The organism is Actinoplanes sp. G11-F43, from assembly GCF_050589265.1.
Classification (GTDB): Bacteria; Actinomycetota; Actinomycetes; order Mycobacteriales; family Micromonosporaceae; genus Actinoplanes.
On sequence record NZ_JBNZCE010000024.1, the window covers coordinates 276,856 to 300,728 of the forward strand.

Consider the following 23,873-nt stretch of genomic DNA (forward strand, 5'->3'; position numbering starts at 1 on the left):
TGCCGGCTGCAAATTAACGCGAGGTTTCGTTAACGTAGGGTTTCGCCGTGAGGAGTGTCAAGACTCTTGCCTGAACCATGCTTGAGGCGCAAGCATTGGCGAGGCCGGCCGGCCGCGTCACCGTCCGGTGCGGCCGACCGGACCAAGTTCCGGGGGCACCGAAACTTTCGGAGGTTTTCGTTGACTGCACAACTCTGGCGGGATCCCGCGCTGCCGCTCGCCGAGCGGGTCGAGGCGCTGCTCGCCACGATGACCGTCGAGGAGAAGGTGGGCCAGCTCGGCAGCCGGTGGCTCGGCAAGGACAAGGGCGCCACCGGCCCGGCCGGCCCGGAGCCGGAGGACGGCCACCAGGTCGCCCCCATGGAGAACGAGTTCTCCGCCGGCCCGGCCCTGGAGGACGCCAGCCGCCACGGTCTCGGCCACCTCACCCGGGTCTACGGCAGCTACCCGCTCACCGTGGCCGAGGGCGCCGCCGAGGTGGTCCGCCAGCAGCGCATCGTGATGACCTCGTCGCGCCTGGGCATCCCGGCGATCGTGCACGAGGAGTGCCTGACCGGGTTCACCGCGCACGGCGCCACCGTCTACCCGGCCGCCATCAACTGGGGCGCCACCTTCGACCCGGAGCTGGTCGAGCGGATGGCCGCGGCGATCGGCCGGGACATGGCCGCGCTCGGCGTGCACCAGGGCCTGTCCCCGGTGCTCGACGTGGTCCGCGACTACCGGTGGGGGCGGGTCGAGGAGTCGATCGGCGAAGACCCGTACCTGGTGGCGACGGTCGGTGCGGCGTACGTCCGCGGGTTGCAGTCCGCCGGGGTGATCGCCACCCTCAAGCACTTCGCCGGTTACTCCGCGTCGCGGGCCGCCCGCAACCACGGACCGGTGCCGATGGGCCGCCGCGAGCTGATCGACGTGATCCTGCCACCGTTCGAGACGGCGATCCGCGAGGGCGGCGCCGACTCGGTGATGAACTCCTACTCCGATGTCGACGGAGTGCCGGCCGGCGCCGACTCGTGGCTGCTCACCGACCTGCTGCGGGACGAGTGGGGCTTCACCGGCACGGTCGTCTCGGACTACTGGTCGATCCCGTTACTGGCCGCCAACCACCGGGTGGCCGCCGACTCGGCCGGCGCCGGGCGGCTGGCCCTGGCCGCCGGCATCGACGTCGAACTGCCGGACACCATCGGATTCCAGCCGGGCGACCTGGACGACGAGGCGCTGATCGACCGGGCGGCCCGCCGGGTGCTGCTGCAGAAGGCGCGGCTCGGCCTGCTCGACGAGGGCTGGACACCGGAGTCCACGGTGGCCGGCGCCGATCAGGTCGCGCTGGACTCGGCCGGCAACCGGGAACTGGCCCGGGAGCTGGCCGAACGCTCGATCGTGCTGCTCGACCCGGGCACCGCCCTGCCGCTGTCCCCGGGCGGCCGGATCGCGGTGGCCGGGCCGTGCGCCGACGACGCGAGCACCTTCCTGGGCTGCTACGCCTTCCCCAACCACGTGCTGCCGCGCTATCCGGGTGTCAAACCGGAGATCGCGCTGCCCACCGCGGTCGAGGCGCTGCGCGCCGAGATGCCGGAGACCGATTTCGTGTACGCCCGGGGCTGCGCGGTGGACGGCGACGATCGTTCCGGGTTCGCCGAGGCGGTGGCCGCCGCCGAGTCGGCCGACCTGGTCCTCGCCTTCGTCGGTGACCTGGCCGGGCTGTTCGGCAACGGCACCTCCGGTGAGGGCTGCGACGCCGCCGACCTGGCCCTGCCCGGGGTGCAGGCGGAGCTGGTGGAGGCGCTGCTGGCGACCGGGAAGCCGGTGGTGGTCGTGGTGGTCTCCGGCCGGCCGTACGCGCTGGGCGCGGTGGCCGGCCGGGCCGCCGCACTGGTGCAGGCGTTCATGCCGGGTGAGGAGGGCGGCCCGGCGATCGCCGGCGTGCTGTCCGGGCGGGTGCAGCCGGCCGGGAAACTGCCGGTGCAGATCCCGCGGGACCCGGGCGGGCAGCCCGGCACCTACCTGCAGCCCCGGCTCGGCGCCGAGCACCTGGGCACCAGCAACCTGGATCCGACGCCGCTGTTCGCGTTCGGCCACGGCCGGTCGTACACCACGTTCGCGGTGGACGGGCTGCGGCTGTCGGCGGACCGGGTGCCGACCGACGGGGAGTTCACCGCCACCGTCCGGGTGCGCAACACCGGTGGCCGGGCCGGGTCCGAAGTGGTGCAGCTCTACCTGTCCGACCCGGTCGCCCAGGTCACCCGTCCGGTGATTCAGTTGACCGGATTCCAGCGGGTCGAACTGGCCGCCGGCGCCGAGGCCGAGGTCGTCTTCCGGGTCCACACCGACCGGACGGCGTTCACCGGACTCGCCCTCAAACGTGTGGTGGAGCCCGGTGAGCTGCGGGTTCTCGCCGGGACGTCAGCCGGCGACCTGCCCTGCGCGGCCACTGTCGAGCTGACCGGGCCGGTCCGCCCGGCCGGTCCCGGCCGGGTCCTGGTGACCCCTTCCGAGGTGCGCCGGACCGGCTCGTGACGGCCGCCGGACACTAGGCTGATTCCGTGCCGGGCGTCGACGACGATCTCGACGAGCTGCTGGGCCAGGCCACCGCCCTGGCCCTGCAGCGCAGTCTGCTGCCCGACCGGCTGCCGCGGGTGCCCGGCGTCGACCTGGCCGCCCGCTACGTGCCGGGTCACGCGTTCGGCATCGGCGGCGACTGGTACGACGTCTTCGTCCTGCCGTCCGGCTGGCTGGGTGTGGTGATCGGCGACGTGTCCGGGCACGGGCTGGCCTCCGCGGTGGTGATGGGCCGGATCCGCAGCGCGCTCCGGGCGTACGCGCTGATCTGCGACGACCCGTCCGACGTGCTCACCCTGCTGAACCGGAAGGTGCGCACCTTCGAGGCGGGCAGTCTCACCACCGTGCTGTACGCGATGGTCAGCCCGTCCCGGGAGTGGGCGCTGGTCTCCTCGGCCGGTCATCTGCGCCCGGTGCTGGCCGGTCCCGGCGTTCCGGCGGTGCTGGCCGCCATCCCGATCGACCCGCCGCTCGGGGTGGCCCGCTCGCGACGGCCCCGGCGCACCACGGCACTGGAGCTGGCGCCGGGCGCGTTGCTGTTCTGCTACACCGACGGTCTGGTGGAACGCCGGGACGAGGTGATCGACATCGGCCTGAAACGGCTGACCGGCATCATCAAGGCCGACACTGCGGAGTCGGTCTGCGCTACGGTCATGGCCGGCACCGCTGACGAGCCGCCGACCGACGACGTCGCGGTGCTGGCTGTGCGCCGCCACGGGACCCGCTGAGTTCGTACGGAAAATTTGGTCGTTTCTCTTGTTCGCGACGGATTCAGCGGAAAAGATGGGGCCGAATTCGCTGATACCACAGCTGGAGGCGGGATGAGCGCGAAGACGGTGCTGCACAACCTGATCGGGGGCGAAGCCGTCGCGCCCGCCGGGGGGCGGTACGAGGACCTCGTCGACCCGTCCACCGGGGAGGTGTTCGCCTCCGCCCCGGTCTCCGGCGCCGAGGACGTCGACCGTGCGATGACCGCCGCCGCGAAGGCCTTCCCGCAGTGGCGCGACACCACCCCGGCCGACCGGCAGCGGGCGCTGCTGAAGTTCGCCGACGCGATCGAGGCCCGCGCCGACGAGCTCGTGGCCGCCGAGTCGAAGAACACCGGCAAGCCGCTCGGCCTGACCGCCAGCGAGGAGCTGCCGCCGTCAGTGGACCACCTGCGGTTCTTCGCCGGCGCCGCCCGGGTGCTGGAGGGCCGCTCCGCCGGGCAGTACCTGAACGGCTACGAGAGCTACGTGCGGCGCGAGCCGATCGGGGTCTGCGCCCAGGTCACCCCGTGGAACTACCCGCTGATGATGGCCATGTGGAAGATCGCGCCGGCGCTGGCCGCGGGCAACGCCGTGGTGCTCAAGCCGTCCGACACCACCCCGGTGACCAGCGTGCTGCTGGCCGAGATCGCCGCCGAGTTCCTCCCGGCCGGGCTGTTCAACGTGGTCCTCGGCGACCGGGACACCGGCCGCGCCCTGGTCACCCACCGCACCCCGCGGATGGTGTCGATCACCGGCTCGGTGCGGGCCGGCATGGAGGTGGCCGGCAGCGCCGCCACCGACCTCAAGCGCACCCACCTGGAGCTGGGCGGCAAGGCCCCGGTGGTGGTCTTCGACGACGCCGACGTGGAGGCGGCGGCCGCGTCGATCGCCGAGGCCGGCTACTTCAACGCCGGGCAGGACTGCACCGCCGCCACCCGGGTGCTGGCCCAGGCCGGCGTCTACGACGACTTCGTGGCCGCGCTGGCCGAGCAGGCCCGCAACACCCGGACCGGCGCGCCGGACGACGAGGACGTGCTCTACGGGCCGGTCAACAACGCGAACCAGCTGGCCCGGGTCAGCGGTTTCGTCGACCGGCTGCCGGACCACGCGATCCTGCAGGCCGGCGGCGCCCGGGTCGGCGACCGCGGCTTCTTCTACGCGCCCACCGTGGTCTCCGGGCTGCGGCAGGACGACGAGATCATCCAGAACGAGGTGTTCGGCCCGGTGATCACCGTGCAGCGGTTCACCGATGAGGACGAGGCGGTGGCGTACGCCAACGGGGTCGACTACGCCCTGGCCTCCAGCGTCTGGACGAAGGACCACGGCACCGCGATGCGGATGACACAGCGCCTCGACTTCGGCTGTGTCTGGGTCAACTGCCACATCCCGCTGGTCGCCGAGATGCCGCACGGCGGCTTCAAACACTCCGGGCACGGCAAGGACCTTTCGGTGTACGGGCTGGAGGACTACACCCGGATCAAGCACGTCATGCACCACCTGGGGGCCTGAGCATGGCCACGTCGGAGCAGCTGCACAAGCGGCGTCTGTCGGCGGTCGCCAAGGGCGTCGGCTCGGTGGTGGACGCCTATGTGGACCACGCGGCCGGGGGCACGCTCACCGACGTCGACGGCCGGGAGTGGATCGACTTCGCCTCCGGGATCGCGGTCACCAGCGTCGGCAACGCGGCGCCGGCCGTGGTCGCGGCGGTCCGGGAGCAGGTCGAGCGGTTCACCCACACCTGTTTCATGGTGGCGCCCTACGAGTCGTACGTGGCGGTCTGCGAACGGTTGATCGAGCTGACGCCGGGCCGGTTCGAGAAACGGGCCGCGCTGTTCAACTCGGGCGCCGAGGCGGTGGAGAACGCCGTCAAGATCGCCCGGCACGCGACCGGGCGGCAGGCGGTGGTGGTGTTCGACCACGCCTATCACGGGCGCACCAACCTGACCATGGCACTGACCGCGAAGAACATGCCGTACAAGCACCGGTTCGGGCCGTTCGCGCCGGAGGTGTACCGGGCGCCGGTGTCGTACCCGCTGCGCGACGGCGGGCTGACCGGCGCCGAGGCCGCCCGCCGGGCGATCGACGTGATCGAGAAACAGGTCGGCGGGTCCAACGTGGCCGCCGTGCTGATCGAGCCGATCCAGGGTGAGGGCGGGTTCGTCGTACCGGCGAAGGGTTTCCTCCCGGCACTCGCGGCCTGGGCGAAGGCGAACGGCGCGGTGTTCATCGCCGACGAGATCCAGACCGGTTTCGCCCGCACCGGGCAGTGGTTCGCGTCCGAGGACGAGGGCCTGGAACCCGATCTGATCACCACCGCCAAGGGCATGGGCGGCGGGCTGCCGATCGCCGGGGTGACCGGGCGGGCCGAACTGATGGACGCGGTGCACGCCGGTGGGCTGGGTGGCACGTACGGCGGGAATCCGATCGCCTGCGCGGCGGCCCTCGCCGCCATCGAGACGATGCGCATGCTCGACCTGAACGCGGCGGCCCGGCGGATCGAGACCACCATCAGAGCCGCGCTGACCGACGTTGATCAGGGCATTGCCGAGGTACGCGGCCGGGGCGCGATGCTGGCGATCGAACTCGTGCTGCCCGGTGGTGAACCCGACCCGACCCGGACCGCAGCGGTGTCGCGACGCTGTCACGAGGCCGGGCTGCTGACGCTTACCTGTGGCACGTACGGCAATGTGCTGCGTTTCCTGCCGCCCCTGGTGATCGGCGACGCGGAACTGGAGCGCGGCCTCGGCATCCTGCGCCGCGCACTGCACACCTGACGGGCGACTCCTTTGCCCTCGTCAACCGGATCGGGGAAGAATCGCGCCGTGACGGACGTGACGCTGGACGATACGAACAAATTGATCATCGAGCATCTGCAACGCGACGGGCGGATGTCGTACGCGACGCTGGCCAAGACGATCGGGCTGTCCGAGGCGGCGGTGCGCCAGCGGGTGCAGCGCCTGCTCGACAACGGCCTGATGCAGATCGTCGCGGTCACCGACCCGCTCACCCTGGGCTTCGCCCGGCAGGCGATGGTCGGCCTGCGGGTCAACGGTGATCTGCGCACCATCGCCGACCGGCTGGCCGCGATACCCGAGGTGGACTACGTGGTGATCTGCGCCGGGCGGTACGACCTGCTCGCCGAGGTGGTCTGCACCGACGACGACCACCTGCTCGACATCCTCAACGAGAAGGTGCGGGCGATCGACGGCGTCACCTCCGCCGACACGTTCATGTACCTGCGGCTCGCCAAACAGACCTACGCCTGGGGAACTCGGTAACCACATGCACAGCCCCTCCTTCTGGCTCGACAGCCTGGGCCCGATCGAGAAGCGCCCGCCGCTCGCCGGGGACCGCGATGCCGACGTCGCGATCGCCGGCGGCGGGTACACCGGCCTCTGGACCGCGTACTACCTCGCCCAGGCCGCCCCCTCGACACGGATCGTGATCCTCGAAGCGGAGTACTGCGGGTTCGGCGCGTCCGGGCGCAACGGCGGCTGGGTGTCCGGGGCGTTCCCGGCCTCCGAGGCCCGGCTGGCCCGCCGATACGGGGCGCCGGCAGCCACCGCCATGCACCGCGCGCTGCACGAATCGGTCGACGAGGTGGGCCGGGCCGCCGCCGCCGAGGGCATCGACTGCGACTACGCCAAGGGCGGCACCCTGTCACTGGTCCGCGCCCCGGCCCAGCTGCGGCGGGCCCGGCACGACCCGGGATTCGTGGACGCCGCCACCGCCCGGGGCATGTGCGCCGCGACCGGGGTGCTCGGCGGGATCTACAGCGAACACTGCGCGGTGGTGCACCCGGCCAAACTGGTCCGCGGGCTGGCCGCGGCGGTCGAGCGGATGGGTGTGACGATCCATGAGGGAACCCGGGCCGGTTCTCTGCGCCCCGGCACCGTCTCGACGGATTCGGGTGTGGTCACCGCCGGCACCGTGGTCCGGGCGCTGGAGGGCTACACCCCCGAGCTGGCCGGGTTCCGCCGCGAGCTGGCGCCGATCTACTCCCTGATGATCGTCACCGAGCCGCTGCCCGCGCGGTTCTGGGAGCGCGTCGGGCTGGCCCGGCGGGAGACGTTCACCGACGAGCGGCGGATGGTCATCTACGGGCAGCGGACCGCCGACGACCGGCTCGCGTTCGGTGGGCGGGGCGCGCCGTACCACTTCGGATCCCGGGTCCGGCCCGGATACGACCGGGTGCCCGCGGTGTTCGAGGCGCTGCGGGCCACCCTCACCGAGCTGTTCGGAATCGACCCGCCGATCGCCTACCGCTGGGGTGGGCCGCTCGGCATCCCCCGCGACTGGATGCCGTCCGTCGGACTGCGTGACGGCATGGCGTGGGCCGGGGGCTACGTGGGTGACGGGGTCGCGGCGGCCAACCTCGCCGGGCGTACGTTAGCTGATCTGATCTTGAAGAGGGACACCGCGCGCACCGCCCTGCCCTGGGTCGGTCACCGGTCCCGCCGCTGGGAACCGGAACCGGCCCGCTGGCTCGGCATCAATACCGCCCTCAAGGCCACCGCGCTGCTGGACGCCTGGGACCGCCGCGCCGCATAGTTCGCGTGCGCGCCGCACAGTTCGCGTGGCCATTTCCGGTCCGATTCGGACCGGAAATGGCCACACGCGCGCCGGGCCGGACAGCGCCGCGTGCGCGCCGGGCCGGACAGCGCCGCGTGCGCGCCGGGGCGGACAGCGCCGCGCTCACTGCGGGCCGGACAGCGGGAGACGGACGCAGACGATCGTGCCGGACGGCTTGTTGTCGGTCAGCTTGATCGTGCCGCCGTGCAGCAGGATGATCGCCCGCGCCAGGCTCAGGCCCAGACCGCTGCCGGTGGTGCCCTGATGGCGCACGTTGCTGCCGCGGAAGAACCGGTCGAAGACGCGGGCGTGCTCGCCCGGCGGCGTGCCGATGCCGCTGTCGGCGATACAGAGCTCCGCCACCGTGTCCATGGCCCGCAGCGTGATGTGCATCGGCGCCCCCGGCGGGCTGTACCGGACCGCGTTCGACAGCAGGTCGTCCACCACCTGGCGCAGCCGGGTCCCGTCCGCCGGCAGGTGCAGCTCGGCCGGCAACTCGGTGACCAGGGTGAGCCGCCCGCAACTGTGCCGCAGCCCGGTCACCGCGTCGGCCAGCAGCGCGACCAGATCCACCTCGCGGATGTCCAGCTCCAGATGACCGGAGTCGAGACCGGCCAGATCCAGCAGAGTGTCCGCGATCCGCTGCAGGGCGCCGGCGTTCCGGGCGATCGCCTGCACCATCTGGCCGACATCCGGATCCAGGCCGGTCTCCTCGGCCAGCAGGGTGGCGTTCGCGGTGATCGAGGTCAGCGGGGTACGCAACTCGTGCCCCACCAGGTTGACGAAGTCGCTCTGGGCGCGGGCCAGCTGACGGGACAGCCCCTCGGCACGGCGCTGCGCCACGAAGATGCCGATCTGCGCGGCCACCCCGTCCAGCAGCACGGTGAGCAGATCCGGCTCGTACTCCTGGGTGCCCGCGTAACAGGTCAGCACCCCCAGCAGGTTGCCGCCGTCGCGCACCGGCACGGCCAGCGCGGTCCGCACCCCGCGGCGCAGGCAGATCTGCACCCGCTCCCGCTCGTGGGCGGTCCGCAATCCTGGATCCAGGCCCAGATCCGGCACCCAGATCGGCCGGCCGCTCTCCCACACCCGGCCGGTGATGCCCTGTCCGCGCACCGGGGTGTGCCCGAAGAAGCCCTCCGTCTCCAGCCCCGACGAATCCCAGTGCCCGGCCGACAGCAACAACCCGGTCGCCTCGTCGATCAGGAACAGCTCGGCCGACGGCCAGCCCAGCGTGGTGGTGACCGCCCGCAGCACCTCCGGAGCCGCCTCGGCCGCCGACCGGTGCATCTTCAGCACGTGCTCGACAGCGATGTGACAGTTGCGGAACCGTTCCACCCTGCGCAGCGCGGTCACCTCGTGCGAGACGGCGACCGCGCCCAGCAGTTCCCCGTCCGGACCGATGATCGGCTGCGCGCTGGTGTCGAACACCCGCAGCCGGTGTCCCGGCCGGCGGACCAGCACATCCTCACCGGAGACGAACTCCCCCAGCACGGCCCGCGCCAGCGGCGTCTCGGACCGCGCCATCGGGCGCATGTCCGGGCTGATCAGCAGCCGGTGGGCCGCCTCGTCGAACTCCGGCGGCAGCGGCCCGTCCGGGCTGAAACCGGAGATCTCGCGCATCGCCTTGTTCGCGAAGACGACCAGACCGTCACGGTCACAGGCGATCACCCCGGCATCCATGCTCTCCAGCAGCGCGCCGAGAAAGGCGCCGTTCTCCAGAGCGATCGCCGCCTCGCCCAGCACCACCATATGGGCTCACACCGTGACCGGCATGTCGGCCGGGCACCGGCTGTCGGCCGCGTCATGGTCGTGCAGACCGATCGTGACCAGCTCCTCCATGGTCGCCAGCAACTGGTCGTTGGGGCACGGCTTGAGCATGATCGCGCAGACCTGCGACTCGGCGGCGCGCGGATCCCCGGGCCGCAGGTGGCCGCTCAGGATCGCGATCGGAACCCGGCGCACGTCGTCGTCCGGGTGCGCCCGGATGGCGTCGATCAGCTCCCAGCCGTCCATGTGCGGCATGCCGAGATCGGTAAGGACGATGTCCGGGCGCTTGTCCAGGATCGCCTCCAGCGCCGCCCGTCCGTCCGATGCGCGCAGCACGGTCATTCCGGTTCGCTTGAACACCCTGGCGAGTACCAGGGCGATGTCCTCGTCGTCCTCAGCGATCAGCAATACGGCCATGTCAGCTCCGTCGGAAGTCCGTCCCACCAGCATGCGCCAGGCAGGTGCCCGAGCGGGTGGATACCGGACAATTGCCGGTGTCCCGCCGGGCCCGCCTCTCCGCCACCAGCGGGCCCGCCGCTACGGGTCTCGCCGGTCGCTGCCGATCACTTCCCTGGGAGGTAGTCGTGAAGGTTCGTACCCGCCGCCGCTGGGTCGTCGCCGGGGTGGCGGTGGTGCTGCTGGGCGCCGCCGCGGTCGTCGCCGTGCGGAAGTCCGCCGCGCCCGGACCGGCCGCCCGTCACCCGTATCTGGACCCGGCGCTGCCGGCCGAGGCACGGGCCGCCGACCTGCTGGCCCGGATGACCCTGGACGACAAGATCGGGCAGATGACCCAGGCCGAACGGGCCGAGGTCGCCGGCGCCCCGGACCTGGTCACCTCGTGGCGGCTCGGGTCGGTGCTGTCCGGCGGCGGCTCGGCGCCCAGCCCGAACACCCCGGCGGCCTGGGCTGACATGATCAACAGCCTGCAGCGGGCCGCCCTGGACACCCCGCTGCGGATCCCGCTGATCTACGGGGTGGACGCGGTGCACGGCAACAACAACGTGCACGGCGCGACGGTCTTCCCGCACAACGTCGGCCTCGGGTCGAGCCGTGACCCGGACCTGACCGAACGGGTCTACCGGGCCACCGCCGCCGAGATGCGCGCGACCGGCATGCCCTGGGACTTCGCGCCCTGCCTGTGCGTCTCCCGGGACGAGCGCTGGGGCCGCGCCTTCGAGAGCTTCGGGGAGGATCCGGCCCTGGTCACCCGGCTCGGTGGGGCCGCCGTCGACGGGTTGCAGGGCGGCGGGGTGGCCGCCACCGTCAAGCATTTCGCCGGGGACGGCGATACCAGGTACGGCACCGGGGATCACGGATACGCCATCGATCAGGGGGTGACCGTCACCAGCCGGGCCGATTTCGATCGGATCAACCTCGCGCCGTACGCGTCCGCCGTCACCTCCCACGACGTGTGGACCGTCATGCCGTCGTTCTCCAGCGTCGACTGGATCGAGGACGGCACCGGGAATCCCGTCCGGATGCACGCCAACCAACGGCTGATCGAGGGGTATCTCAAGGGGGAGCTGGGCTTCGGCGGATTCGTGGTCACCGACTGGGAGGGCGCCCAGCAGCTGCCCCCGGACGAGCCGGCCGGCACCCCGGAACCCACCGGCTCACAGATCCGGGCCGCGGTCAACGCGGGCGTCGACATGTTCATGGAACCCGACTCGGCGCCACTGTTCCAGCGCAACCTGAAAGCCGAGGTGCTCGCCGGGCGGGTGCCCACCGCGCGGATCGACGACGCGGTCGGCCGGATCCTGCGGGTCAAGTTCCGGCTCGGGCTGTTCGAGAACCCCTATGCCACGGTCGGCCCGGTCGGGACGCCCGAGCATCGCGCGCTGGCCCGGGAGGCGGTCGCCGCGTCCCAGGTGCTGCTCAAGAACAGTGGTGACGTGCTGCCGTTGCGGCCCGGCACGCGGATCCACGTGGCCGGGCGGGCCGCCGACGACATCGGCATCCAGGCCGGCGGCTGGACGATCGACTGGCAGGGCCGCAACGGCGACGTCATTCCCGGTACGACGGTGCTGTCCGCCATCCGCGCGGCCGCACCGGACGTGACGTTCAGCGCCGACGGTTCCGCATCCGCCGGAAACGCCGAGGTGGGGGTGGTCGTGGTGGGCGAGACCCCGTACGCCGAGTGGTTCGGCGACGTGGGCGGCCCGGAACTGACCTACGGCACCGAACAGCAGCGCGAACCCAAACTGCTGACCCTCCAGCCGTCCGACCGGGCGGTGGTGGAGCGGGTGTGCGCCGCCGTCCCGGCATGCGTGGTGGTGATCGTCTCCGGCCGTCCGCAAGTGATCACCGATCAGCTCGGCCGGATCGATGCACTGGTCGCGTCGTGGCTGCCCGGCGGCGAGGGTGACGGGGTGGCCGACGTGCTCTTCGGGCGGCGCCCGTTCACCGGCCGGCTGCCCATGTCGTGGCCCGGATCGGTCGCCCAGGTCCCGGTCAACGTCGGTGACAAGATCTACGAGCCGCTTTTCCCGTACGGGTGGGGCCTGGTCACCGAGGCCCTCATCGGCAGCGGCGTCACGTCTGACGCCACCCCGTCCTCCGCCACCCCGTCCCCCACTGCTCCATCCCCCACCACCCTGTCCCCCACCGCTCCGTCCTCCGCCGCCAGGGACAGCGCGGTGGCGCGGATCGTCTCGGGGCGGGCCGCGGCCGGATGGCAGGAGCTGTTCGCCGACGCCGAGCTGGCCGCCGAAGCCGGTGACATCGCTCGCGCCGAGTCGTCGTACCGCCGGATCATCGGTCGATCTCGTGTTTGATCGGGTGCGTTAACCTCGCGCGGTGACGAGCATCGTTGAATGGCAGGCCGGGGATCTGACCGTTCTTGCCCTCTCCGACGCCACCGGTGTCTATCAGCGGCCGCTTCGGGAGATCTTTCCCGGGGCAGGCGACGAGGAGTGGCAGGGGGCCGGGGAGTCGCCGTGGCATCTGGACTTCCGGTGCTTCCTGGTGCGCGACAGCGGCGCGACGATGCTCGTCGACACCGGGCTCGGGCCGTCGTCGGACTGGTCACCGGAGCCGGGGCGGCTGCCGGGGCTGCTCGACGAGGCCGGGGTGACGCCCGATGACATCACCCGTGTCCTGCTGACCCACCTGCACACCGATCACATCGGCTGGGCCGTGGTGGACGGGGAGCCGACCTTCCCGGAAGCGGAATATCTGCTGCAGCGGGCCGAGTTCGACGCCGTTCAGGAACACTATCCGTGGCTGCCGGACACCCTGATCGGGCCGCTGCTGAAACGGGACCAGCTGCGACTGCTGGACGGGCGCACCACCCTGGACCCCGGGATCACCGCGCTGCCCACCCCCGGTCACACGCCGGGACACCAGTCGGTCCTGATCACCGGCGGGCGCGGGGACGATCTGGTGCTGACCGGGGACGTGGTGCAGCACGCCGTCCAACTACGGAACCCGGCGATCAGCTACGACCACGACGCCGACCCGGAGCAGGCCCGGCGCACCCGGCGGGAGTTGCTGGCCCGTGGCGGTGTACTCGGCACCGCCCACCTGACCACGCCTTTCGTCCCGGCGGGCGGAACCGGATCCGGCGGATAGGATCCCGGCATGGCACTGCTGTTCTCCTACGGGACGCTGCGTGATCCGGCCGTGCAGAGGAGTGTCTTCGGCCGGGAGCTGAACGGCCGGGAGGACCGGATCGTCGGGTTCCGGGTCGAGCAGCTGGAGATCACCGACCCGGAGGTGCTGGCGGTCAGCGGCGAGCGCTTCCACCCGATCCTGATCCACACCGGCGACGCCCGGGACACCGTGGCGGGCATCGCGTTCACGGTGAATGACGACGACGTGGCCCGAGCCGACGAGTACGAGGTATCCGACTACCAGCGGGTGGAGGCCCCCCTTCGCTCAGGCGCCTCCGCCTGGACATACACAGCCCAACCCCCGCGGTGACTTCCGGTCCGATCCGCACCGTTTCGCGGCACACGACTGCGGCCCCGGGTCGGCGCCAACCCGCGTGGCCACTTGCGGTCCGATCCGCACCACTTCGCGGCACACAACCACAGCCCCGGGCCGACGCCAACCCGCGTGGTGACTTGCGGTCCGATCCGCACCACTTCGCGGCACGCGACTGTGGCCCCGGGCCGGCGCCAACCCGCGTGGTTACTTGCGGTCTGATTCGCGCCGTTTCGCGGCACATGGCTGTGGCTCGGGTCGGCCGGGTGCGGGGGCTGCGGATTCGCCCGGCGGTCGCCGGACGATCTGGCGGGCCGCCCGCGTCGCGGGGACGAAGCGGGACCGTTCTGGTGGAGCGTACCGAAGAAGGGTTTTGGGGCGCGCCGGCCGGAACCGGCACGCCCGGCCTGGTCAGAGACGGTTCTGGGCCTCGGTGAGGACGGCCCGCAGGATCTGCTCGATCTCGGCGAACTGGGTTTCGGTCGCGGTCAGCGGCGGGGCCAGCTGGATCACCGGGTCGCCGCGGTCGTCGGCGCGGCAGTAGAGGCCGGCGTCGAACAGCGCCTGCGAGAGGAAGCCGCGGAGCAGACGCTCGGACTCGTCGGCGTTGAACGTCTCCTTGGTGGTCTTGTCCTTGACCATCTCGATGCCGAAGAAGTAGCCGTCGCCGCGGACGTCGCCGACGATCGGCAGGTCGAGGAGGCGTTCCAGGTAGGACCGGAACAGTGGGCTGTTGTCGCGGACGTGCTGGTTGAGGCCCTCGCGTTCGATGATGTCGAGGTTGGCGAGGGCGACCGCGGAGCCGACCGGGTGACCACCGTAGGTGATGCCGTGGGCGAACCAGTTGGCGCCGGTGAGGAACGGCTCGGCCAGGCGATCCGACGCGATCATCGCACCCAGCGGGACGTATCCGCTGGTCAGGCCCTTGGCGACGGTGATGATGTCGGGCTGGTAGCCGTAGCGGTCGGCGCCGAAATATTCGCCGAGGCGGCCGAACGCGCAGATCACCTCGTCGGAGACGAGCAGCACGTCATACCGGTCACAGATCTCGCGCACCCGCTGGAAATAGCCGGGCGGCGGTGGGAAGCAGCCGCCGGCGTTCTGCACCGGTTCCAGGTAGACGGCGGCGACGGTGTCCGGGCCCTCGAACTCGATCATCTCGGCGATCCGGTCGGCGGCCCAGACGCCGAATTGCGAGGGGGTCATGGACTCGTCGGGGCGGCGGTAGTAGTTGGTGTTCGGCACCCGTGCCGTGGACGGGACGAGGGGTTCGAAGTCCTGCTTGAACGGGGGGATGCCGGTGATCGACAGGGCGCCCATCGACGAGCCGTGGTAGGCGACCGCCCGCGAGATGACCTTGGTCTTGAGGGGTTTGCCGACCTTCTTGTAGTACGAGCGGGCCAGCTTCCACGCCGACTCGACGGCCTCCGAGCCGCCGGTGGTGAAGAAGATCCGGTTCAGGTCGCCGGGGGTCATCTCGGCGAGGCGGCCGGCCAGTTCGATCGCCTTGGGGTGGGCGTACGACCAGATCGGGAAGTACGCCAGTTCGCTCGCCTGTTTGGCCGCGGCGTCGGCCAGTTCGTGCCGTCCGTGGCCGGTCTGGACGACGAACAGCGCGGAGAGGCCGTCGAGGTAGCGGCGGCCGGTGGAGTCCCAGACGTAGCAGCCGTCGCCACGGGTGATCACCGGGACCGGGGCGTCCTGGTAGGAGGACAGCCGGGTGAAATGCATCCAGAGGTGGTCACGGGCGGTCGTGGACAGGTCGGTCACGGATATCTCTCCTACCGTTTCCAGGCGATACACCGATCCTGCCCACGGAATCCGTCGCACACAAGAGCCGTTGCTGCTATTTCCCTTACCGAGAGACCCTTTTTGTGCGGGACCGCACGTTGGCGAGCACCGCGAACAGCACCCCGGCCGCGAAGATCATCGTGCCCATCACGTTGACCTGCGGGGGCAGGCCGACCCGGGTGGCGCCCCAGATCCACAGCGGGAACGTCTCGGTGGTCCCGGCGGTGAAGTTGGTGATCACGAAGTCGTCGATCGACAGTGCGAACGCGAGCATCACCCCGGACATCACCGCCGGCAGGATGATCGGGAAGATCACCTTCCAGAACGTGGTCCAGCCACTCGCGCCCAGGTCGGCGGCCGCCTCCTCCAGGGACCGGTCCAGGGTCATCACCCGGGCCCGGACCACGATCGCGACGAACGACACCGAGAACATCACGTGCGCGATGGTGATGCTGACGACGCCCAGCGGCAGCCCGGTGGTCACGAACAGGCTCAGCAGCGACGAGCCCATCACCAGCTCGGGCGAGGAGATCGCGGCGAACATCAGCAGGTTGAGCCCGCCCGCCCCACGGAACCGGAAGCGGCCCAGCGCGTAGCCGATGCCGGTGCCCAGCGCGCCCGCGATCAGCGCGGTCAGCACCGCCACCAGCAGCGAGGTGACCAGCGCCCCGGTCAGCGCCTCCAGGGCGAAGACCTCGCGGTACCACTTGAAGGTGAAGCCCTGCCAGGTCTGGTTGTAGCGGCCGTTCGGATCGTTGAACCCGAACAGGATCATCACCGAGATCGGCAAAACCAACCAGGCGATCAACAACCAGGTGTACGCGTGCAGCAGGCGCCCGCCCCGGCCGGTCATCGGGCCGCCACCTTCATCACGTCCTCCGTGCCGAGCATCCGGGCGTAGGTGAAGACGCCGATCAGCAGCACCGCCATCAGGGTGAACGACAGCGCCGACGCCGACGGGTAGTCCGAGGTGGCCAGGAACTTCGCCTGCACCACCTGCCCGATCATGGTGGTCTCCGAACTGCCGAGCAGCTCCGAGTTGACGTAGTCGGAGCTGGCCGGCACGAACGTCATCAGCACCCCGGCGAACACCCCGGGCAGTGCCAGCGGGAACACCACCTTGCGGAAGCTGGTGAGCGGGCCGGCGTACAGGTCCCGGGCCGCCTCGATCACCCGCGGGTCGATCCGTTCCAGGGCCACGTAGATCGGCAGCACCATGAACGGCAGGAAGCTGTAGACCAGTCCGGCGATCACCGCGGCCGGGGTGCCGAGCACCTGGAAGTCGGCCGGCAGCAGCCCGGCCTCCTTCAGCGGGTGGAACAGCACCCCGTCGTCGGTGAGCAGCATCCGCCAGGAGATGGTGCGCAGCACGAACGAGACGAAGAACGGCAGCATGATCAGGAACAGGTAGGTGGCCTTGCGCCGACCACCGTAGAAGGCGATCCAGTAGGCGACCGGGAACGCCATCACGATCAGCACGAACGACGTGATGGCGCCGTACACCAGCGAGCGGATCAACTGGGTCTGATAGTCGGCCAGGGACTCGGTGTAGTTCTGCCAGTGCCCCGTGAAGACGAACCCGTTGACGACGTCGCCCTCCTGCAACGACAGCGACAGCATGGTCACCATCGGCACCGCGAAGAAGAGCAGGAGCCACAACCCGCCGGGGAGTACGAGCAGGTAGGGCGCGAGTGTACGTTTCACCCGGTCCATGGCTTACCCGAGCACGATCGGCTGGAACACCCGCTCGAAGTTGTTCTTCTCCTCGGCGGTGTTGAAGTTGACGTAGTAGTGCAGCCGCTTGTACTCCTGCTCGCCGGGGAAGACCAGCGGGCTCTCGGCCACCGACAGCAGGAAGTCGCGGTCCTCACCCTTGGCGGCGGCCGCGTGCTTCTTCATCTGGTCCTGCGCGCCGGGCACCGGGCAGACGTAGTTGATGTATTCGGCGAGCGTGGTGGCGTTGTCCAGCTCGTACAGGAAGTCCATCAGCATGATCGCGTCGACCGGGTTCTCCGCGGTGACCGGGATGGCCATGTTGTCGGTCCAGATCGTGCCACCCTCCTGCGGGATCACGAACTTGAAGTTCGTGCCGTCCGAGACGTTCTTCTGGAAGATGTCACCGGACCAGGCCTGGGTGATCCAGACCTCGCCCTTGCCGAGCGCGTCGACGTAGCTCTGGTCGTAGTAGTTGCGGACCAGTCCGGCGTCCTTCTGCTCCTTGAGCTTGGCGGCCGCCTTCTTCCAGGCCGCCTCGTCGGATTTGCCGGGGTCCAGGCCGGCCGCGAGCAGACCGAAGTTGCCCAGCTCCTGGAGGTCCTTGAACATGCCGACCTTGCCCTTGTACGCCGGGTTCCACAGGTCGGCGAGGCTGGTGACCGGCTGCTTGATCTTGGACGGGTCGTAGGCGATGCCGGTGATGCCGGACGCGTACGGGATGCTGAAGGTGTTGCCCGGGTCGTACGTGGAGGAGGCGTACGACTTGGCCGCGTTGGCCGCGTAGTTCGGCAGTTTGGAGTGATCCAGCGGGGCCAGGAAGCCGGAGTCGCGGAACTGGCCGAACTGGACCGAGTTGGTGATCACCATCAGGTCGTAGCCGATCGACTGCCCGGCGGACAGCTGCGGCTGGACCTTGGCGAACCACGGGCCCATCTCCTGGATGACCTCGTCATAGGTCACCTTGATGCCGGTCTTGGCGGTGAACTTCTTGAGCTCGGGCTTCTTCGGGTCCATGTAGAGCGGCCAGTTCGCGAAGTTCAGCGAACCGGACTGGGACTTGCCGCCCCAGAACTTGGCGACGGCGTCCGGCGCGATGCTGGCCTGCGGCTTGCCCTTGCCCTCGACACCACACGCGGCGAGGAACGCGCCCATCGCCGACAACCCGCCGAGGCGCAGCGCGTCACGGCGGCCGAGCCGGGACTGCGTCATGCCCCGGAGGAGGGCGGGATTCGGCTTATTGGACTGGAACATCAGACTCCGATCGGGTACGAGTGCTGCGGGGCCCAGGTGAGGTAGACGCGCTCGCCACGAGACGCGACGTCCTCGGCGTTCTGTGCGTTCTGATCAAACACCACGAAGTCCGGCCCAGCGGTGGTGGTCACTGTGTAGTTCGTCGATGTCCCGTGGTAGACGACCTCGGTGACGGTGCCGGAGAGCAGGCTGCCTTCGGTCGCGGCGGGCATCGACCGGTGCAGGTCGATCTTCTCCGGGCGCACCGACACCTCGATCTCCCGCCCGGCCCGGACCCCGTCCGGCACCCGCACCACCACCCGCTCGCCGGGCGCCTTGTCGATCACCGCGATGCCCTGCTCGACCCGGCCGACAGTGCCGTCGACGATGTTCGAGGTGCCGATGAACCCGGCCACGAACCGGGTCGACGGGCGCTCGTAGATCTCCCGCGGGGTGCCCAGCTGCTCGATCAGGCCGCTGTTCATCACCGCGATCCGGTCCGACATGGTCAGCGCCTCACCCTGGTCGTGGGTGACGTAGACGAAGGTGATGCCCACCTCGCGCTGGATCCGCTTCAGCTCGACCTGCATCTGCTGGCGCAGCTTGAGGTCCAGCGCGCCGAGCGGCTCGTCGAGCAGCAGCGCCCGCGGGTGGTTGACCAGGGCCCGGGCCAGGGCGACCCGCTGCTGCTGGCCGCCGGACATCTCCCTGGGCTGGCGCTTCTCCATGCCGGTCAGCGACACGATCGCCAGCATCTCGGCGACCCGGCGCTTGATCTCCGGCTTGCCCACCCGTTTGCGTTCCAGGCCGAACGCGACGTTCTGCGCGACGGTCAGATGCGGGAAGAGGGCGTACGACTGGAAGACCATGTTGACGTCACGCTTGTTCGGCGCCACGCCCGTCACGTCCCGGCCGTCGAGGAACACCTTGCCCTCGGTCGGCGCCTCGAAGCCCGCGATCATCCGCATCGTGGTGGTCTTGCCACAGCCCGACGGCCCGAGCAGCGAGAAGAACTCGCCCTGCCCGATCGCCAGGTCCAGGCTGCGCACCGCGGGCACTGACTCACCGTGCGACAGGTAGTCCTTGCGCACACCGGCGAACTCGATAGCCGGAGAACTGGTCATCCATCACCTCTGAACGGGGCTGTCATTGAAGCTCATCACGTGCTTGATCCGGGTGTACTCCTCGAACCCGTACATCGACAGGTCCTTGCCGTAACCGGAGTGACCGTAGCCGCCGTGCGGCATCTCGGAGACGAAGGGTAGGTGGGTGTTGATCCAGACCGCACCGAAGTCCAGCCGGCGCGACACCCGCATGGCCCGGCCGTGGTTCTGCGTCCAGACGCTGGCGCTCAGCCCGTACCGCACGTCGTTGGCCCAGCGCACCGCCTGGTCCTCGTCGCCGAACGTCTGCACCGTCACGACCGGCCCGAACACCTCGTCCTGGATCATCTCGTCGCCCTGCCGCAGGCCGGTGACCACGGTCGGTGCGAAGAAGAACCCCCGATTGCCGATACGCTGACCGCCGGTGACCACCTCGGCGTGTGCCGGGGTGCGGTCCAGGAAGCCGGTGACCCGCTCCAGCTGGTTCGCGTTGTTGACGGGGCCGAAGAACGCCTCGGTGTCGCTCGGCGGGCCGACCCTGGTGCCCTTGGCCGCCTCGGCCAGCGCCGCGGTGAAGTCGGCGGCGATCCGCTCGTGCACCAGCACCCGGGTGGCGGCCGTGCAGTCCTGGCCGGCGTTGAAGAAGCCGGCCCCGGCGATCGCGGCGGCGGTGGCGGCGATGTCCACGTCGTCGAAGACCAGCACCGGGGCCTTGCCGCCCAGCTCCAGGTGGACCCGCTTCAGGTCGGGCGCGGCCGCGGTGGCCACCTCCATCCCGGCCCGGGTCGACCCGGTGATCGACACCAGGCGCGGCGCCGGGTGCGACACCAGGGCGCGGCCGGTGTCCCGGTCGCCGCAGACCACGTTCAGCACCCCCGGCGGCAGGAACTCGGCGGCGATCTCGGCCAGCAGCAGCGAGCTGACCGGGGTGGTGTCCGACGGCTTCAGCACCACCGCGTTGCCGGCGGCGACGGCCGGGGCGAACTTCCAGACGCCCATCACCATCGGATAGTTCCACGGGGTGATCTGGGCGCAGACGCCGATCGGCTCTCGGCGTACGAAAGAGGTGTGGTCCCGCAGGTACTCCCCCGCCGACTTGCCCTCCAGAATGCGGGCGGCGCCGGCGAAGAACCGCAGCTCGTCGAGGATCGGCCCCATCTCCTCGGCCCGGGTCGCCTCGACCGGCTTGCCGGTGTTGCGGACCTCGGCCGCGATGATCTCGTCGGCGCGGGCCTCGATCGCGTCGGCGATCCGGAGCAGGGCCCGCTGGCGTTCGGCCGGGGTGCTGTCCCGCCAGATCTCGAAACCCGCCTCGGCGGACCGCACCGCCCGCTCCACGTCGCGGGCGGAGGAGACCGGGGCCTGCGCGTACGTCTCACCGGTGCTCGGGTCGACCACCGGGGACGTGACGCCGTCCTCGGTGTCGGTGTAGGACCCGTCGACGAAGTTACGCAGCACACTCACTGGGATTCGGCCTTCCGTCTAGGGCGATCTCACCCGGACTGGAGGGACCTTGTCACACCGAAGAGTGAGTCAGCAAGGGAATCCGAAGTAATTTCCACAGCTGAAACGGAATCAGAACTTCCGATCCCGTTTCAGCTATGTTTTCCGGCGTTTTAGGCCGTGAATTCATCGGCAACCGACAGCGCCCCGTCGATGATCGCGAGGCCCTCGCGAAGCTCCTCCGCGGTGACGGTGCACGGCGGCACCACGTGCAGCCGGTTGAAATGCACGAACGGCCAGAGACCCTGCTCCTTGCACGCGGCGGCCACCGCGGTCATCGGCGCCGCCTCGGCTCCGGCGGCGTTGTAGGGTACCAGAGGAGTCTTCGCGTCACGGTCGGTGACCAGCTCGATGGCCCAGAACACGCCCAGGCCGCGCACGTCGCCGACGCTCGGGTGCTTCTCCTTCAGCTCGGCCAGGGCCGGGGCGATGATGTCCTCACCCAGCGCGCGGGCGTGCTCGACGATCCCCTCCTCCTTGAAGATCTGCATGCTGGCCACCGCGGACGCGCAGGCCAGCGGGTGCCCGGAGTAGGTGAGGCCACCCGGGAACGGGCGCTCCCGGAACGTCTCGGCGATCTCGTCGGAGATCACCACCCCGCCCAGCGGGAGATAGCCGGAGTTCACCCCCTTGGCGAAGGTGATCAGATCCGGGGCGACCCCCCAGTGATCGATCGCGAACCACTCACCGCACCGGCCGAACCCGGCCATCACCTCGTCGGCGATGAACACGATGCCGAACTCGTCGCAGAGCGCCCGGACCCCGGCCAGATAGCCGGGCGGCGGGACCAGGATCCCGTTCGTGCCCACCACCGTCTCCAGCAGGATCGCGGCGATCGTGGCCGGGCCCTCGAAGACGATGGTGTCGCGCAGGTGCTGGAGCGCGCGCTCGGACTCCTGCTCGGCGCTGCCGGAGTGGAACGGCGAGCGATAGGGGTACGGGCCCCAGAAGTGCACGACACCGATCGCCACCGGCTCGTTCGGCCAGCGCCGCGGATCGCCGGTCGCGGTGATCGCGGTGGCCGTCGAGCCGTGATAACTGCGGTAGGTCGACAGCACCTTGTGCCGGCCGGTGTGCAGGCGGGCCATCCGGATCGCGTTCTCGTTCGCCTCGGCGCCGCCGTTGGTGAAGAACACCTTGTTCAGTGCCGGTGGGGCGATCTCGGCGATCATCCGGGCCGCTTCGCCGCGTTTGTCGTTGGCGAAGGACGGTTGGATGGTGCACAGTTTGGCGGCTTGTTCCTGGATGGCCTGGACGAGTCTCGGGTGTTGATGGCCGATGTTGACATTGACGAGTTGAGACGAGAAGTCCAGATATCTACGACCTGTGTAATCCCAGAAATGGCTGCCCTGCGCTTTCTCGATGGGCAACGGGTCGATCAATCCTTGGGCCGACCAGGAATGGAAGACGTGCGCGCGGTCGTCAGCGCGAACCTGCGATTCCGACATGTCTCTTTTTATCGCTTTTTATCGTGTCTGCGGGAAGCCGAGGTCGACGGACGACGTGCCCGGGTCCGGCCAGCGCGACGTGACCACCTTGCCGCGGGTGAAGAAGTGGATGCCGTCCGGGCCGTACATGTGGCTGTCGCCGAACAGCGACGCCTTCCAGCCGCCGAACGAGTAGTACGCCACCGGCACCGGGATCGGCACGTTCACGCCGACCATGCCCGCGTTCACGTCGAACTGGAACTGCCGGGCCGCGCCGCCGTCCCGGGTGAAGATGGCGGTGCCGTTGCCGTACTCGTTGTCATTGATCAATTCAACGGCTTCGGCGTACGTGTCCACCCGCACCACACTCAGCACCGGGCCGAAGATCTCGTCGGTGTAGACGGTCATGTCCGGGGTCACGTTGTCCAGCAGGGTCGCGCCGAGGAAGTAGCCCTTCGACGGCAGCGTCCCGTCGGTGCGGCCGTCGGCTACCACCGTGGCGCCCTGCTCGACACCGGAGGCGATGTAGCCGGTCACCTTGTCCCGGTGCTGGGCGCTGATCAGCGGGCCCATCTCCGAGGCGGGATCCGTACCGTCGCCGATCTTGATCTTGGGAAGTCGCGCCGCGATCGCCTCCACCAGCGGATCGGCGATCTCACCGACCGCGACCACCACCGAGATCGCCATGCAGCGCTCGCCGGCCGCGCCGTACCCCGCACTGATCGCCGCGTCCGCCGCCGCGTCCAGCTCGGCGTCCGGCAGCACGATCATGTGGTTCTTCGCGCCGCCCAGCGCCTGCACCCGCTTGCCGTTGGCGGTGCCGGTCTCGTAGATGTACTTCGCGATCGGGGTCGAGCCGACGAAGCTGACCGCCGCGATGTCCGGGTGGACCAGGATCGCGTCGACCGCCTCCTTGTCCCCGTTGACCACGGTGAACACGCCGTCCGGCAGGCCCGCCTCCTGCCACAGCCGGGCCAGCCAGAGCGCCGCCGACGGGTCCTTCTCACTCGGCTTCAGCACGAACGCGTTGCCGGCCGCGATCGCGGTGGCGCACATCCACAGCGGGACCATCGCCGGGAAGTTGAACGGGGTGATGCCGGCGACCACACCGAGCGGCTGGCGGATCGAGTAGACGTCCACCCCGGTCGCGGCCTGCTCGGAGAAGCTGCCCTTCATCAGGTGCGGGATGCCGGTGGCGAACTCCACGTTCTCCAGGCCGCGGGCCACCTCACCGGCCGCGTCGGCGAGCACCTTGCCGTGCTCGCGGGTGACGATCGCGGCCAGCTCACCGGTCCGCCCGGCCAGCAGCTCACGGAACTTGAACAGCACCGCCGAGCGCTTGGAGAGGGAGGCGCTGCGCCAGGCCCGGGCCGCCGCCTTGGCGCTCTGGACCGCCGCGTCGAGCTCCTGGGCGCTGGCGAGATCCACCTCGGCGATCTGCTCGCCGGTCGCCGGGTTGTAGACCGGACCGACCCGGCCTGACCCGCCCGTTTGCTCAGTGCCGCCGATCCAGTGCGCGATGTGATTCATAC

The 23,873-nt window shown here is 70.2% G+C and carries 19 protein-coding genes; 9 read left to right on the forward strand and 10 right to left on the reverse strand.

All coding sequences use genetic code 11. The features are described 5' to 3' along the window. Nucleotides 1-180 precede the first annotated feature (180 nt). The 6 genes from ACQ0O7_RS28300 to ACQ0O7_RS28325 all read left to right on the forward strand — a co-directional run bounded on the left by ACQ0O7_RS28300 (nucleotide 181) and on the right by ACQ0O7_RS28325 (nucleotide 7,856). Nucleotides 181-2,514, forward strand: coding sequence for a glycoside hydrolase family 3 N-terminal domain-containing protein (locus tag ACQ0O7_RS28300; protein WP_430786106.1), 2,334 nt, complete (start codon nucleotides 181-183; stop codon nucleotides 2,512-2,514). Nucleotides 2,515-2,540: 26 nt separating this feature from the next. Beyond that, complete coding sequence (locus ACQ0O7_RS28305; RefSeq protein WP_430786108.1) at nucleotides 2,541-3,284, forward strand: PP2C family protein-serine/threonine phosphatase; 744 nt, start codon at nucleotides 2,541-2,543, stop codon at nucleotides 3,282-3,284. Between the two features lie 93 nt (nucleotides 3,285-3,377). Then, nucleotides 3,378-4,814 carry a gamma-aminobutyraldehyde dehydrogenase gene (locus ACQ0O7_RS28310; protein WP_430786110.1) on the forward strand — a complete coding sequence of 479 codons (1,437 nt, stop codon included), beginning with the start codon at nucleotides 3,378-3,380 and terminating at the stop codon, nucleotides 4,812-4,814. Nucleotides 4,815-4,816: 2 nt separating this feature from the next. Further along, a complete protein-coding gene (gene gabT / locus ACQ0O7_RS28315) occupies nucleotides 4,817-6,079 on the forward strand; it encodes a 4-aminobutyrate--2-oxoglutarate transaminase (protein WP_430786112.1) in 1,263 nt (420 codons plus the stop codon). 48 nt (nucleotides 6,080-6,127) lie between these two features. After that, nucleotides 6,128-6,583 (forward strand): Lrp/AsnC family transcriptional regulator, encoded by a 456-nt coding sequence (locus ACQ0O7_RS28320; protein ID WP_430786113.1) that lies wholly within the window; start codon nucleotides 6,128-6,130, stop codon nucleotides 6,581-6,583. A gap of 4 nt (nucleotides 6,584-6,587) precedes the next feature. Then, on the forward strand, nucleotides 6,588-7,856 hold the full coding sequence (locus ACQ0O7_RS28325) for an NAD(P)/FAD-dependent oxidoreductase (protein ID WP_430786115.1): 1,269 nt from the start codon (nucleotides 6,588-6,590) through the stop codon (nucleotides 7,854-7,856). Nucleotides 7,857-8,000: 144 nt separating this feature from the next. On the opposite strand, the gene ACQ0O7_RS28330 is transcribed toward ACQ0O7_RS28325, so the two are convergent. Next, nucleotides 8,001-9,629 (reverse strand): ATP-binding protein, encoded by a 1,629-nt coding sequence (locus tag ACQ0O7_RS28330; protein ID WP_430786117.1) that lies wholly within the window; start codon nucleotides 9,627-9,629, stop codon nucleotides 8,001-8,003. A 6-nt stretch (nucleotides 9,630-9,635) separates the two neighbouring features. Continuing rightward, the gene (locus tag ACQ0O7_RS28335; protein ID WP_430786119.1) at nucleotides 9,636-10,064 is read right to left on the reverse strand and encodes a response regulator; all 429 of its coding nucleotides are present in this window, start codon (nucleotides 10,062-10,064) and stop codon (nucleotides 9,636-9,638) included. A gap of 167 nt (nucleotides 10,065-10,231) precedes the next feature. Between ACQ0O7_RS28335 and ACQ0O7_RS28340 the strand changes: the two genes are divergently transcribed. The 3 genes from ACQ0O7_RS28340 to ACQ0O7_RS28350 are packed head-to-tail and all read left to right on the forward strand — an operon-like array spanning nucleotide 10,232 to nucleotide 13,568. After that, complete coding sequence (locus ACQ0O7_RS28340) at nucleotides 10,232-12,421, forward strand: glycoside hydrolase family 3 protein (protein WP_430786121.1); 2,190 nt, start codon at nucleotides 10,232-10,234, stop codon at nucleotides 12,419-12,421. A 22-nt stretch (nucleotides 12,422-12,443) separates the two neighbouring features. After that, on the forward strand, nucleotides 12,444-13,217 hold the full coding sequence (locus ACQ0O7_RS28345; RefSeq protein ID WP_430786123.1) for an MBL fold metallo-hydrolase: 774 nt from the start codon (nucleotides 12,444-12,446) through the stop codon (nucleotides 13,215-13,217). A 9-nt stretch (nucleotides 13,218-13,226) separates the two neighbouring features. After that, on the forward strand, nucleotides 13,227-13,568 hold the full coding sequence (locus ACQ0O7_RS28350) for a gamma-glutamylcyclotransferase family protein (RefSeq protein WP_430786125.1): 342 nt from the start codon (nucleotides 13,227-13,229) through the stop codon (nucleotides 13,566-13,568). A gap of 414 nt (nucleotides 13,569-13,982) precedes the next feature. On the opposite strand, the gene ACQ0O7_RS28355 is transcribed toward ACQ0O7_RS28350, so the two are convergent. From ACQ0O7_RS28355 to ACQ0O7_RS28390, 8 genes are all read right to left on the reverse strand, one after another. Continuing rightward, nucleotides 13,983-15,341 carry an aspartate aminotransferase family protein gene (locus tag ACQ0O7_RS28355; RefSeq protein ID WP_430786127.1) on the reverse strand — a complete coding sequence of 453 codons (1,359 nt, stop codon included), beginning with the start codon at nucleotides 15,339-15,341 and terminating at the stop codon, nucleotides 13,983-13,985. A gap of 85 nt (nucleotides 15,342-15,426) precedes the next feature. After that, nucleotides 15,427-16,215, reverse strand: coding sequence for an ABC transporter permease (locus ACQ0O7_RS28360; protein ID WP_430786129.1), 789 nt, complete (start codon nucleotides 16,213-16,215; stop codon nucleotides 15,427-15,429). After that, nucleotides 16,212-17,075: an ABC transporter permease gene (locus ACQ0O7_RS28365; RefSeq protein ID WP_430786131.1), complete on the reverse strand. Its 864-nt coding sequence runs from the start codon at nucleotides 17,073-17,075 to the stop codon at nucleotides 16,212-16,214. The genes ACQ0O7_RS28360 and ACQ0O7_RS28365 overlap by 4 nt, the downstream gene beginning before the upstream one ends. Nucleotides 17,076-17,078: 3 nt before the next feature. Beyond that, the gene (locus ACQ0O7_RS28370) at nucleotides 17,079-18,287 is read right to left on the reverse strand and encodes a polyamine ABC transporter substrate-binding protein (RefSeq protein ID WP_430786133.1); all 1,209 of its coding nucleotides are present in this window, start codon (nucleotides 18,285-18,287) and stop codon (nucleotides 17,079-17,081) included. Nucleotides 18,288-18,328: 41 nt separating this feature from the next. Then, nucleotides 18,329-19,432 (reverse strand): ABC transporter ATP-binding protein, encoded by a 1,104-nt coding sequence (locus ACQ0O7_RS28375; protein ID WP_430786135.1) that lies wholly within the window; start codon nucleotides 19,430-19,432, stop codon nucleotides 18,329-18,331. Nucleotides 19,433-19,435: 3 nt separating this feature from the next. After that, on the reverse strand, nucleotides 19,436-20,875 hold the full coding sequence (locus ACQ0O7_RS28380) for an aminobutyraldehyde dehydrogenase (RefSeq protein WP_430786137.1): 1,440 nt from the start codon (nucleotides 20,873-20,875) through the stop codon (nucleotides 19,436-19,438). Nucleotides 20,876-21,027: 152 nt separating this feature from the next. After that, nucleotides 21,028-22,362, reverse strand: a complete 1,335-nt coding sequence (locus tag ACQ0O7_RS28385; RefSeq protein WP_430786139.1) for an aspartate aminotransferase family protein — start codon at nucleotides 22,360-22,362, stop codon at nucleotides 21,028-21,030. Between the two features lie 18 nt (nucleotides 22,363-22,380). Next, the gene (locus tag ACQ0O7_RS28390; RefSeq protein ID WP_430786141.1) at nucleotides 22,381-23,871 is read right to left on the reverse strand and encodes a CoA-acylating methylmalonate-semialdehyde dehydrogenase; all 1,491 of its coding nucleotides are present in this window, start codon (nucleotides 23,869-23,871) and stop codon (nucleotides 22,381-22,383) included. Nucleotides 23,872-23,873 lie beyond the last annotated feature (2 nt).